The sequence below is a fragment of the Actinoplanes sp. ATCC 53533 genome, assembly GCF_003947245.1.
Window position 1 is genome coordinate 74,646 of record NZ_QHHV01000020.1, and the last position, 11,928, is coordinate 86,573.

General features: G+C 72.4%; 11 protein-coding genes. 3 read left to right on the top strand and 8 right to left on the bottom strand.

Annotated elements, in window-relative coordinates; genetic code table 11:
• Positions 1-46: 46 nt before the first annotated feature.
• Together DMB66_RS07965 and DMB66_RS07970 are read right to left on the bottom strand one after the other, a co-directional pair.
• Entirely contained in the window at positions 47-598 is a 552-nt protein-coding gene (locus DMB66_RS07965) for a SigE family RNA polymerase sigma factor (protein ID WP_125803372.1), read from the bottom strand.
• Positions 595-1,182 carry a permease-like cell division protein FtsX gene (locus DMB66_RS07970; protein ID WP_125803373.1) on the bottom strand — a complete coding sequence of 196 codons (588 nt, stop codon included), beginning with the start codon at positions 1,180-1,182 and terminating at the stop codon, positions 595-597. Before DMB66_RS07970 ends, DMB66_RS07965 begins: the two co-directional genes overlap by 4 nt.
• 248 nt (positions 1,183-1,430) lie before the next feature.
• Here DMB66_RS07970 and DMB66_RS07975 point away from each other — a divergent pair, with 248 nt between their 5' ends.
• Positions 1,431-2,135 (top strand): hypothetical protein, encoded by a 705-nt coding sequence (locus DMB66_RS07975; protein WP_125803374.1) that lies wholly within the window; start codon positions 1,431-1,433, stop codon positions 2,133-2,135.
• Positions 2,136-2,158: 23 nt separating this feature from the next.
• Entirely contained in the window at positions 2,159-2,938 is a 780-nt protein-coding gene (locus DMB66_RS07980) for a 1-acyl-sn-glycerol-3-phosphate acyltransferase (RefSeq protein ID WP_125803407.1), read from the top strand.
• A gap of 23 nt (positions 2,939-2,961) precedes the next feature.
• On the opposite strand, the gene DMB66_RS07985 is transcribed toward DMB66_RS07980, so the two are convergent.
• From DMB66_RS07985 to DMB66_RS08005, 5 genes are all read right to left on the bottom strand, one after another.
• On the bottom strand, positions 2,962-4,002 hold the full coding sequence (locus DMB66_RS07985) for a hypothetical protein (protein WP_125803375.1): 1,041 nt from the start codon (positions 4,000-4,002) through the stop codon (positions 2,962-2,964).
• Between the two features lie 64 nt (positions 4,003-4,066).
• A complete protein-coding gene (locus DMB66_RS07990; RefSeq protein ID WP_125803376.1) occupies positions 4,067-6,451 on the bottom strand; it encodes an ABC transporter permease in 2,385 nt (794 codons plus the stop codon).
• Positions 6,448-7,167, bottom strand: a complete 720-nt coding sequence (locus DMB66_RS07995; RefSeq protein ID WP_125803377.1) for an ABC transporter ATP-binding protein — start codon at positions 7,165-7,167, stop codon at positions 6,448-6,450. The genes DMB66_RS07990 and DMB66_RS07995 overlap by 4 nt, the downstream gene beginning before the upstream one ends.
• Positions 7,168-7,293: 126 nt before the next feature.
• The gene (locus tag DMB66_RS08000; RefSeq protein ID WP_125803378.1) at positions 7,294-7,956 is read right to left on the bottom strand and encodes a response regulator transcription factor; all 663 of its coding nucleotides are present in this window, start codon (positions 7,954-7,956) and stop codon (positions 7,294-7,296) included.
• Positions 7,953-9,119 carry a sensor histidine kinase gene (locus DMB66_RS08005; RefSeq protein WP_125803379.1) on the bottom strand — a complete coding sequence of 389 codons (1,167 nt, stop codon included), beginning with the start codon at positions 9,117-9,119 and terminating at the stop codon, positions 7,953-7,955. Before DMB66_RS08005 ends, DMB66_RS08000 begins: the two co-directional genes overlap by 4 nt.
• A 227-nt stretch (positions 9,120-9,346) precedes the next feature.
• On the opposite strand from DMB66_RS08005, the gene DMB66_RS08010 reads away from it, so the two are divergent.
• Complete coding sequence (locus DMB66_RS08010; RefSeq protein WP_125803380.1) at positions 9,347-11,224, top strand: ABC transporter ATP-binding protein; 1,878 nt, start codon at positions 9,347-9,349, stop codon at positions 11,222-11,224.
• A gap of 28 nt (positions 11,225-11,252) precedes the next feature.
• Here the strand turns inward: DMB66_RS08010 and DMB66_RS08015 are convergent, their stop codons facing one another.
• The gene (locus DMB66_RS08015) at positions 11,253-11,864 is read right to left on the bottom strand and encodes an ABATE domain-containing protein (protein ID WP_158647168.1); all 612 of its coding nucleotides are present in this window, start codon (positions 11,862-11,864) and stop codon (positions 11,253-11,255) included.
• Positions 11,865-11,928: the final 64 nt, after the last annotated feature.

Genomic DNA, 11,928 nt, shown 5'->3' on the forward strand with positions numbered 1-11,928 from the left:
CGTTCCTCGCCCGGCTCGGCTTGTCGGTGCGGCTTGTTGGTGCGGCTCATTGGCGGGCGAAGTCCTCGCCGAGCAGGTCGCGGAGCCGGCCAAGGGCGCGCATGCTCTGGGTCTTGACCACCGAGGCGGAGACGCCGAGGATCTCGGCGACGGTGTCGACACTGTGGTCCTCCCAGTGCCGCAGCACCACGATGGCCTGGTCGCGGACCGGCAGGGTGGCCAGCGCGCGCATGAGGGTGACGTGCAGGTCCGCGGCGGGCGGCCCGGACTGCCCGGGGTGATCCGGCAGGTCGGCGAGCACGACCTCGGTGTGGCTGCGGCGTTTGCGCAGGTCGAAGACGGCGTTCAGCAGCACCCGGCGGCTGTAGGCGGCCAGGTCGGCGGTGCGCCAGATCCGGGGCCAGGACGCGTACATCTTCGCCAGGGTCAGCTGGGTCAGGTCCTGCGCCAGGTGCCAGTCGCGGCACATCAGGTAGGCGGTGCGCCGCAGCCGGGGAGTGGCGGCCGCGACGAACGCGGCGAACTCCTCGTCGCGGGCGGCCCGCTCGCGGCGCCGGGCGGCGCCCCAGCCCGCCCCGGAGCTCACGACGTCGATCACTTGTGGGTCCCCCGGCACGCCCGGCCGATCACCTGGGCGACGCCGGCCCGATCCTCGAATCGCGCGGCGAACTGCCGGTAGCCGGACGGCTCGGCCAGCTCCAGCCGGAACGACTCGGGCAGGGAGTCGACGCTGACCGCGGCGACGAAGTCCGGCGAGTCGGCCCACAGCGCCTTGAATCTCTGGTACGCCTGCGCACGGCTCTCGAACCGCACGACACGCACGGCGGGGTCGGTCCACAGCGCGTCCCTGAGCTCGGTCGTCTGCGGCAGGGTGATGTGGTCGTTCAGGAAGATCGAGACGTCGGTGGCGTCGTCCTGCACCGGCCAGGCGCAGGCCGGGTCGGCCGGGGCCATCATCGCCGCGGCGATGGACACCGGCGGCGGCTCGGCCGGCGCCAGGACCACGTTCAGCGCGACCGCCGCGGTGACGACGACGGCGGCGGCCGAAGCGCCGGCGAGCAGGCCCCGGCGGCGCCGGATGCGCTGGCCGTGGGCCATGGCCTGGCGCACGGGGTCGCCGGGCGGGGGTACGGGTTCGTCGTCGAGGGCTCGTTCGAACAGGTCGTGCAGATTGTGCGGCACAGCGGGTGCTCCTGGTCTCTACGGTGGCTTCTTCCCTACCTGACTGCCTGGGTGGCCGGATCGGTCACATGGGTGCTCGCCGGGATGCGCGGGCGCGGTGTGCCGGCGCGACGGCCGTGCGGCCATAATGCCGTCGCGGTGACCGCCCGGTAGGGCGCGCCTGCCGGGTTTGTCGGTGGGGCCTGGTAGAACTACGGCATTGAAACACGCGTTCGAACGGCTTCTTGTTGACCGACGAAGGGATGACCATGGCAGCGGCGGCACGCACCGGTGTGCGAGGGCTCAGCACGGATGAGCTTCAGGTGATCCGCGACGGGCTCGCCGCGGGGCGACGGCCGCGGGTGATGTTCACCGAGTCCGCGGGGCAGATCGCCGGGCAGGTGGGCCAGGTGGTGGCCCTGACCGACCCGGCCGAGTCCGACGAGTGGGTGGTGGTCCGTTTCGGACGTGACGAGCTGCCGTTCTCCCCCAGCGACCTGCAGGTGGCCCCGAAGGGCCCGGTGAAGAAGGCCGCTCCCCCGCCGCCGCAGCCGGCGAAGCCGGTGCCGGAGTTCGTGATGGACAAGCCGGTCCCGGTGCCGGCCGCCGCCGCTCCCCCGCCCCCGGCCGAGCCCGCCGCCCCGGCGGCGTCGCCGGCGCCCGCGCCGCGCAAGGCGCCGGCCAAGGCGGCCAAGCCGAAACCGCTGCCGGGGCTGACGGTCACCCTGGCCTACACCGACGGCGAGTGGACCATCGCGGCGAACCAGGGCTCGAAGGCCCTGGCCAAGCCCTATGTGGTGAAGCCGTCCGAGGCGATGAAGATCGTGCAGCTGGTCGACGTGCCCGGCGTGCAGGAGGCGGTCGAGCAGATCGTGTCGGTCGAACGCGCCGAGGTCGAGCAACAGGCCGAACGCCTGCGCGCCGAGCTGGCCGAGATCGAGGCCCGGTTGGCGGAGCTGCGCGACGCCGGCTGACGGCGTGCGATCATGTCGCCTTGATGGAAGCTTCCTGGCGGGTGCCGTGGCTGTGGCGGGCGTTGCTGCGCGCGTCGCGGCTGGTCGTGCCGTTGATCTGCCGGCTGCGGGTCTCCGGTGCGGTCCCGGCCGGGCTGCGGCACGGCCCGCTGATCCTGGCGGCCAACCACATCAGCCCGGTCGACCCGCTGATGCTGATGGCGGCGTGCAGCCGGGTCGGGATCGCCCCGCGGTTCATGGCCACCGCCGGGCTGTTCCAGGCGCCGGTCGCCGGCTCGATCATGCGCGCGTGCGGGCACCTGCGGGTCGACCGGCACACCGCGCAGGTCGCCGAGGCGCTGCCGGCGGCCGCGGCCGCGCTGCGGGCCGGATCGGTGGTGCTGGTCTACCCGGAGGGCCGGATCGGGCTGGACCCGTGGATGTGGCCGGAGCGCGGCAAGACCGGCGTGGCCCGGATGGCGGCGCTGTCCGGGGCGCCGGTCATCCCGGTCGCGCAGTGGGACGCCCACCGGGTGCTGCCGTACGGGGCACCGGCCGGGCTGGCCCGCTCGCTGCTGCGCGCGATCCGGCGGCGCCCGGTGGTGCACGTGAGCTTCGGTGAGCCGGTGGACCTGTCCGGCCTGACCGGCACGGCCGGGGCGCAGGCGATGCGGGCCACCGACCGCATCGTCGAGGGCATCGCGCAGACATTGGCGCCGCTGCGCCCCGGCGAGTTGGAGACGCCCCACCACGTCGACCACACCCGCACGCCGGACATGAGCCGGGTCCGCCGCCACCGCGTGGCCGGCACCGGCCCACTCTGAGCGGCCCGGCCCGCGACGACCGGTCAGACCGCGGACGCGTGCCTGCGGGCGCGGCCGTATTCGGCCAGGGCGTGGAAGGCGGCCTTGGGCTCCCATGGCATCGCCGGGTAGGCGGTCCCGGTGCGGCCGGGCGGGAGGACCCGCACGATCCCGAAGCTGCCCAGATCGAAGTCCCGCTCGGGATCGTCGGAGGTCGGCAGGTGCCGGGCGGCGAAGGTGTAGACGAACGCGGTGTCCACGCCGCCGGCGTCGTAGACGCCGAGCAGGTCGCGCAGGTAGGTGGCTTGTTCGGGTTCGTCGCGCTCGACGGTCTCGGTCAGCCGGGTGGGCTGCGCGGTGCGCTCGTCGTAGCCGATGATGTCGCTGCGGCTGCCCCGATCCGCGGCGCCGGTGAAGGGCGCGCAGCCGAACTCCGTGATGGCGAACGGCTTGCCGTGGGAGGCCATGGTGGCGAGGTTCGCGGGTAGGGCGGCGGCGTTGTCGGCGTCGCGGTAGCCGGCGTCGGTCGCGATGAAGTCGAACGGCGTCCAGTCCACCGCCTCCATAGGGAGCGACGCGTACCCTATGAGGCCGCCGAACCGCGCGCGGGCGCCCGCGGCGGCGCGGGCCAGCAGCGCGTTGGTCTCCCGCTGCACACGCGGAAGGATCTCGCGGAGCCGGGCGGGGTCGGCGAGGACGGCTGCCCGCTCGGTGAGGGTGTCACCGGGCATGAGCCCGATCGTCATGATGCCGATCTCCGAGCCGGTGAGGAAGCGGATGTTCGCCCCTTCCCGCCGGATCCGCTCGGCGCGCTCGGCGGCGTCGAGCAGGAATGCCAAGAGCTGGTCGGCGGTCAGGTCGTTGGTGAACGGGCAGTACCAGACCTCCAGCCCGGCGGCGGCCGCGTGCCGGGCGGCGATCTCCAGACGATCGGCGACCCCGCCGGTGATCCGGACCGCGTCGGCGTGCAGCTCAGCACGGATGATCCGCATGTCCGCCGCGACGATGTCGGGGTCGAAAGGTTCGTGGGTGGTGGTTGCCAGGTTGGTGAAGCCGGTGTCGTAGGTGACGCCCCAAGCGCGCATTTCCGCCTCCTTTACGGTACGTCGAGTACCGTACACGAGCACGCCGGCGTGCTCCCCGGGCGCCCTATCCTTCGGCGGCGAGATTTTCGGCTATCGGGAGGCGGATCGCCCGGCGGGCCGGGGCGATCGAGGCGGCCAGCGCCGCGAGCACGGCCACCGCGAGCAGCACGCCTAGGCGGTCCCACGGCATCACCAGGGAGGCGCCGTGGCCGTGCATCTCGATCGAGCCCAGCGCCGACAATGCGACCGCGACGCTCACGGCGACGCCGATCAGGGTGCCGGTCAGCGCCATGACCAGCGCTTCGGTGGCCAGGATGAGGCGCAGCTGGCGACGGGTCAGACCGATCGCCCGGAGCAGGGCGTTCTCCCGGGTGCGTTCGACCACCGACAGGGTCAGGGTGTTGGCGACGCCGATCAGCGCGATGATGACCGCCAGCGCGAGCAGGGCCGTGACGACGTCCAGGCCCCGGTTCAGCTTGGCGTTGAGGTGTTCGGTGTAGTCGTCGTGGTCATAGGAGACCGCGCTCGGGAAGCTGGCCAGTGCGGCGTCCAAGGCCGTGCGGGCGTCGCTCTTCGTGACGCCGGGGGCCGGGTCGACCTGCACGTCGGCGAGGAACGGCCCGTCGATGACCGCGGTGATGTCCGCGGGGGCGAGCCAGACGGTCTGGGTGCCCGCCGCGACGGAGGCGACCTCGAACGAACGCCCACCGATCTTGATGCTTCCGCCGGGCACGGCGCCGGTGTCGGCGGAGACAACCGCGGTTCCTTCACGCGTGGTGCCCGTTCGCACGTCGAGGCCGGATTTCTGATCGAACGCCTGGTAGTTCGGGCGGGCGGGGGCCAGCTCCGGGCGCTTGCCCATGGCGTCGAGAAGGTCGGCCGGCAGCACCCCGAGATCGGAGGAGATCAGGAACGTCGCGACCATCTTCTCGTCGGCCCGCTGTTCCGCGGGCGCTTCGGCACTGCGGGCGATCAGCGTGAAAGTACCGACGAGGGTCACGCCGATGACCAACGCGTTGGTCGTCGTGGCGAAACGGCGTGGGTTGCGCACGGCGTTGAGCAGCGCCAGGGACGCGGTGGCCCCACCCACGGCGGCCGCCGGCCGGCGGACCAGCCGGACCAGCAACGGCACCACGATGGGGCTGAGCAGCAGGAACCCGGTGACGACCAGCAGCGTCCCGGCGAACACGATTTCGGTCTTGCGCACCGCTGTGGCGCCGGCGAGGCCGGCGAGACCCGTGGCGGTGACGACGATGCCCCATATCCGCCGGGCGCGACCGGCGGGGCGGGCCACCTGGACGGCGGCGTCGGACAGCGCCTCCACGGGCAGCACCCTGGTGCCGCGGCGGGCGGGCAGCAGCGCGGACAGCACGGTCACGCCGACACCGACAGCCAGGGCGGCGAGCACCGCCTTGGCCGAGATCACCGGGCTCACCTCGGCCGTGGCGCCGACCGCGGACAGGGTGACCGGCAGCCCGTACGCGAGCAGAACGCCCACCGCCAGCCCGAGCACCGACCCGCCCAGGCCGATCACCGCGGCCTCCAGCACGACGGCACGAAACACCTGGCGGCGGGTGGCGCCGACCAGACGCAGCAGGGCGGTCTCCTTGGTGCGCTGGGCCAGCACGATGGTGAACGTGTTCGCGATCACGAACGCGGCCATGCACACCGCGAGCACGCCGAAGCCGAGCAACGCGTTACGGAACGTCGCCGCGTCGCCGACCGCCGCGTCCGTTGCCCGCCGAACCAGCTCGTCGTGCGGCAACGCCTGGCCGCCCACCGCGGTCGCGACCCGGGCCGCCAGTTCCGCGTTGCTGACACCGGCCGCGGCGTCGACGATCACGGTGTACGACGGATAGCCGGCCACCGCCGAGATGTCGGCGGTCGTCATGACGATCAGCGCACCGTCCTCGGCGAACGTGTCCGTGGCCGTGGTGAGGCCGACCAGGGTGTACGTCTTGGCCGCACTGCCGAAGCCGCTGATCAGCAACTGGTCGCCGACCCGCAGGTTCTCCTGCCCGGCGGTGTGCTCGTCGAGCACGACCTCGCCGCGAGCGGAGGGCATTCGGCCCTGGCTCGCACCGAACGGACGCAGCGCCGGATCGGACGACACGTTGACGGCCTGATGCGCGCCGCTGATCTTCCGGCCGTCCCCGGCCGCGAGACCCATGAAGGGCAGCGACCACGTCGCTTCGGCCGCCCGGACGCCGTCGACCGTGCGTACCCGGTCGACCAGGGTGTTGTCCCTGCTCGCCTCGTTGGTGACCTCGACATCGGTGTGGTGGTACCGCTCGACGGCGTGGCCGGTCATCGTCTTGGCGAGGCCGTCGGTGAACATCAGGCTGCCGCAGACGAAGGCCACGCCCAGCACGACGGCCACCGAGGAGAGCAGCGAGCGGGTGAGGTTGGCGCGCGCGGTGCGCAGGGTCAGCCGGACCATCCCGCTCATCGGGCACGCTCCAGCATCGCGGCGATCTCCTCGGCGGCGGGGCTCTCCAGGGCGGTGGCGTAGCGGCCGTCCTGGAGGAACACCACGCGGTCGCAGTGGGCCGCGGCGTGCATGTCGTGAGTCACCATCACCACCGTCTGGCCCAGCGCCGTCACCGCGTCGCGGAGCAGGCCGAGCACTTCGGCGCCGGAGTGGGAGTCGAGGTTGCCGGTCGGCTCGTCGGCGAACACCACCCACGGCCGGGTGATCAGCGCGCGGGCCACGGCGACTCGCTGCTGCTGGCCGCCGGACAGCTCGGACGGGCGGTGGCCGAGGCGGTCGGTCAGCCCGACCGCCGCCGCCACCTGGTCGAACCACTGCCGGTCCGGGCGGCGCCCGGCGATGGTCAGCGGGAGCAGGATGTTCTCCTGGGCGGACAGCACCGGCAGCAGGTTGAACTTCTGGAAGACGAAGCCCACGTGGTCGCGGCGCAACAGGGTCAGCTTCTCGTCGTTCAGGGTGGTCAGGTCGGCGTCGAAGATCCGGACCGTGCCGCTCGTCGGCCGGTCCAGGCCGGCCAGGCAGTGCATCAGCGTCGATTTGCCCGAGCCGGACGCGCCCATGACGGCGTGGAACCGGCCCGCCGTGAACGTGATGTCCACGCGGTCCAGCGCGGTCACGGCGGTATCGCCGCTGCCGTACACCTTGCTCAGGCCGATGGCCTGGAGAGCCGGCACGGTCTTCCTCCCGTTCGTCGATGATCAACGCATTCGACGCTAGGGATCACCGGACCGCGGGGAGTCCACCGCAGTGATGGTTCCCGGTGTACGACTTGAGTCGTACACCGGGCCCATGACTACACCTCAGGTATCGCCGCCCGGGCGGACCAGGCCCGACTCGTACGCGAACACCACCGCCTGCACCCGGTCGCGCAGCCGCAGCTTGGCCAGGATCCGGCCGACATGGGTCTTCGCCGTCGCCTCGGCGACCTGAAGCCGGGCGCTGATCTCGGCGTTCGACAGGCCCTGCGCGACCAGCAGCAGCACCTCGCTCTCCCGATCGGTCAGGTCGGCCGGTGCCGCCGGGGCGTCCGGTGACGGCACGAACCGCCCGGCGAAGCGATCGAGCAGCCGCCGGGTCACCCGGGGTGCCACCACGGCCTCGCCGCCGGCGACGACGCGGATGGCGGACAGCAGGTCGTCCGGTGGGGCACTTTTGAGCAGGAAGCCGCTCGCCCCGGCCTGCAGCGCGGCGAACGCCTCCTCGTCGGTGTCGAAGGTGGTCAGCACCAGGACCCGCGGCTGCGGGCCAGCGGCGCAGATCTGCCGGGTCGCGGCGATCCCGTCGAGCACCGGCATCCGCAGGTCCATCACGACGACGTCGGCCTCGGTGGTGCGCAGCAGGCGCAGCGCCTCGGCGCCGTCGCCGGCCTCGCCGACCACCACCATGTCCGGCTGATAGTCGAGCACCATGCGGAACCCGGCCCGGACCAGTTGCTGGTCGTCCACGAGCACGACCCGGATCATGCCGGCACCGCCGCGCCGGCCAGCGGGATCCGGGCGCGGACCCGCCAGCCGGCGAGGGACGGTCCCGCGTCGAAGGTGCCGCCGTAGAGGGTGGCGCGTTCGCGCATGCCGACCAGCCCATGACCGCCGGCCGGCGGCGTCGTGCCACCGGCGCCGGTGTCGGTGACGTCCAGTTCGACCGCACCGGGCCGGTAGACGACGCGGACGGTCGCGGACGGCGCCGGACCGGCGTGCTTCAGCGTGTTCGTCAACGACTCCTGGACTATCCGGTAGACGGCCAGCGCGACGCCGCCGGGCACCTCGGGCGGGGTGCCGTCCACGCTCAGGTCGACCGCGACGCCGGCGGCCCGGGCCCGCTCCACCGCGGAGGTCACCGCGTAGACCCGGCTGGGTTCATGGTCATCGTCGTCGCGCAGGATCTGGACCAGATGCCTGATCTCGTCGAGGGCGTCGCCGCCGGTCGCGCCGATCGTCCGCAGCGCCTCGCGGGCCCGGCCGGGATCGTGGTCGAAGGCATACTCGCCGCCGTTGGCCTGCAGCACGATCACCGACAGCGAGTGGGCGACGATGTCGTGCAACTCCCGGGCGATCCTGGCCCGCTCCTCGGCCACGGCGACCCGGGTCAGTTGGGTCCGTTCGCGTTCGGCGTTCCCGCGGCGTTCCTCCGCGGTCACCCGCTGCTGGCGGAAGAACCGGACGCTCAGCGCGGCCGCCCAGACCACGCCGGCGAACGCCGCCAGGTCCGTCACGGCGGACCCGAGGTCCACCAGGTCGATCGAGCCGCTCTCCGTGGACGGCCGCACCACGAGCACGGCCCCGGCGAGCAGGGCAGCGACCGCGCAACCCGCCGCCGTGCGCAAGGACGCGGCGTGGGCGACCACTGCGTGGGTGGCCACGGCCAGCGCCACCAGCAGCATTCCCGAGTGCAGCTGCGTGCCGCCGACCTCGATCGGCGCCACTGCGGCCGACAACGCCGCCACCACGGCGAGCACAGCGACCGGCCGGTGGCGGCGCCACATCAGCGCCACCCCCACCAGCATGCCGTAGCTCAGGCCACCGAGTCGGAACTGGTGCCACCACCAGGTGGAGAGCACGGCCACGGAGACGGACACCGCCACGTCGACGAGGACGCCCGGGTCGAGGCGGCGCGGAAGAGATGACATGGTGCGAGGATAGTGATCCCCCGCGTGCCTCGACGTTCCTCACGGGCCAGGACCATGGACGAGGTCGCCCCGCGTGCCGGGCCCGGAAATGTCGAGCGGCGCCGCACGATCTCGCCTAGCCTCGCGGGGAGAACCACGCCCACCCGACACGAAGCGGAGATCGATCATGAGGACGTCCGGCGGTTGTCCCGGTTCCTTGTCTGTCTCCACCGCCGGAAAGGCACTTCGTGTTAGGTCTGTTCGAAAACCCGGTTGACCCCTTCCCGACCGGCGATGCCCCCACCCCGGACGCCGGCGTCCTGCGGTTCCTCCTGAGGGAGCTCCGGCCGCTGCGCCTCGTCGTCGTGGCGGCGGTCGCCACCACGATCCTGTGCGCCGCGATCGAGGTGTGGCTCATCGGTTACGCCGGACGCCTGGTCGACACGCTCGCCGCCGCAAGCCCGGACCTGCTCTGGGCCGGCTACGGCACCGAGCTGCTCGTCGTCGCGGCGTTCGTGTTGCTGATCAGACCGGTGATCAACCTGGTCGGCGAGGCGCTGGACGATATCGCCTTCCGGGCCAACGCCCGCCAGCTCGCCCGTTGGCGGGCCCACCGGCACGTGTCCCGGCAGGCCGTCGGTTGGTTTCGCGACGACCTCGCCGGACGCGTCGCCACCTGGGTCCGCGACGGCGGTGACGCCGCCAGCACCGCCGCGTACTCGGTCATCCACACCCTGGTGTTCGTGATCGCCTACATAGCCGGCTCGGTGTGGTTGATGTCGACGATCGATGTGCGCCTGCTGCTCCCGCTGGGCGCCTGGATCCTGGCGTACGCGCTTCTCATGTGGTGGACGGTGCCGCGCTACCGGCGCGCGTCGGAGCACCTGCAGCAGGCGGAGTCCGAGCTGACCGGCTTGCTCGTCGACTCGTACGCCAACGCTGACACGCTGGCGTTGCTCGGCGGCCAGGACACCCGCACCGAGCATGACCGCCGGGTGTTCGCGCTGGCCAGGCGCGCGCATTTGAATCTGCAGCGGGTCGAGGTGACGATCAACGCCACCATGATGGCGCTCAGCGGCGCGCTGCTGGTGGGACTCGTCGGATACGGGATCGTGCTCTGGCGTTCCGATTCCGCGCCCCTGGGTCTCGTCGCGGCCGCGCTGGCGCTCAGTTTCCGGATCACCGCGATGGCGGAGTGGCTGTTGGACGCCGTGTCGTCGTTGTTCGGGTCCGTCGGCGCGCTCCGGCGGGCCCTGCGGACCATCGCGCAACCGCTCGCGGTCGCCGACAAACCTCAGGCGAGATCTCTGCGGGTACGCGGTGGAGCCATCAGCTTCTCGCAGGTCAGCCACCACTACGGCCGCCGTGCGGGCGGGCTCGACCGGCTGAGCCTCGACATCGCCGCCGGTGAGCGCGTCGGCGTCGTCGGCCGGTCCGGAGCCGGCAAGTCCACGCTGGTCGGCCTGCTGCTGCGGTTCCATGACGCGGAGTCCGGCACGATCATGATCGACGGCACCGACATCACGGACGTGACCCAGGAGAGCCTGCGCGCCCAGATCGCCATGGTCGCCCAGGAGGCCACGCTGCTGCACCGTTCGGTCCGAGAGAACATCGCCGGCCCCGGCAGCGCCGACGACGCGCAGATCGAGAAGGCGGTGCGCCGAGCATCCGCCGACGGATTCGTCGCCGCGCTCAAGGACGCGGAGGGCCGGACAGGCATGGACGCCCATGTCGGCGAGCGCGGCGTGCGGCTGTCCGGTGGCCAGCGGCAGCGGATCGCGCTGGCTCGCGCGTTCTACCGGGACGCGCCGGTCCTGGTCCTGGATGAGGCCACGTCCGCGCTCGACTCGGAAGCGGAGGCCGCCATCCACGACACGCTCGGCGAGGTGATGACCGGCCGGACCGTGATCGCCATCGCGCACCGGCTCTCCACCATCGCCCACCTGGACCGGATCGTGGTACTCGACACCGGCCGGATCGTCGAGCAGGGAACCCACGCCGAGCTGCTGGAACGCGGTGGGATCTACGCGGACCTGTGGTCGCGGCAGTCCGGCGGCTTCCTCGGCGCCGCCGAGGGCCAGGAAAGGGCGCAGGCGCGCGTCCCGGTCGACCGTGGGAGGCCGTGACCACAGCGGTGACCAGCGCTCCGGCGGGCTACGTCGCCGCCCGGTTGCGCCGCGCGGCGACGTAGCGCCGCATCTTCTCGGCGGTCCCGCAGTCCTCCATGCTGCACCAGCGGCGGCTGCGGTTCTTGCTCTCGTCGTAGAAGACGAAGCTGCACGCCTCGCACCGCTTGATGCGCGCCATCGTGGCCGTGGTGAGCAACCCGATCGCCGCGTGCACCACCGGCCGTAGCGGCCGGGCGAGCGAGTGGTCGTCCCGCCAGCTCCAGGCGAACCCGCCGTCCTGGTCGAGCCGGGCGTGGGCGAGCGCGTCCGCTTCGCCGTCCCGCAACCGGGCCAGGGCGGTCGGGTCCGGGCTCCGGCCGGCGGCCAGCGCTTGGAAGATCTCGTCCAGGTCGTCGCGGGTATGCACCGCGCGCAGGAAGGCGGCGTCTGCGCCGGCTGCGTCGTCGCGGGCACGCCGGCGCAGGGCTGTCGCCTCGATGTCGGTGAGGTCGCCGGCGTACCCGCCCCAAGCGATCAGCTCGGGATAGCCCGTGAGCACGTCGTCGTCCGGAGCGGCGCCCGGCGGACCGACCCGCGTGTTGACGAAGTCGAGGGCGAGGTTGCCACCGACCAGGCGCATGCGGGTCACTGTTTCCATCAAAACCGACTTTACCAGTTGCACCGCTGGGGAAAGCCATGTTTCCATCAAAGCCCACTTAGCC